Source organism: Calidifontibacillus erzurumensis, assembly GCF_013303125.1.
GTDB lineage: Bacteria > Bacillota > Bacilli > Bacillales > Bacillaceae_J > Calidifontibacillus > Calidifontibacillus erzurumensis.
This window is the reverse complement of the sequence record NZ_JABTTE010000077.1, coordinates 1-510: the sequence shown is the minus strand read 5'-3', so window position 1 is coordinate 510 and position 510 is coordinate 1. Positions and strand designations below refer to the sequence as shown.

Below are 510 nucleotides of genomic sequence, written 5' to 3'. Positions count from 1 at the left end.
TAATGACCATCCTGCTGATATTATAAGTGGAAAGATAGTGGAGTATACAGTAGCATTTCTAAATGATGGTGGGGGAAGGATTTTATTTGGTATTTCAAATGATCAAATTGTAAAGGGTGTAAAATTAAACAGGGAGGAAAGGGATAATATCAGGTTATTAATAAATAACAAAATCTCTGATTGTGTTCAACCTGCTGTATCACCGAATGCTTATTCACTGGAATTTCACCAAGTCTTTAATAAAAGTAATGAAGTAATAACAGATTTATATATAATTGAAGTTCTAATTAAACCACCTGTTGATCCTACTATTGTTTACTTTGATAATAAGGACAAAGTTTGGTCAAAGGTTAATGGTGGAAAAAGACCATTAAAGGGACCAGCAATTCAAGACTTTATTCTAAGGAAATCTTTGATTAAAACCTTAACAAAAAGTGAAAATAAACGTAAATAACCATTCGCTTTAAGATCTATATTAGTCAATTCCTTTACTAAACCTATATATCTACT

1 protein-coding gene is annotated in these 510 nt (G+C 30.2%); it reads left to right on the top strand.

Translation table 11 applies throughout. The features are described 5' to 3' along the window. Positions 1-454: AlbA family DNA-binding domain-containing protein (locus HR057_RS16880; protein WP_196237976.1), on the top strand; the 454-nt coding region annotated here is incomplete at its 5' end. Positions 455-510 lie beyond the last annotated feature (56 nt).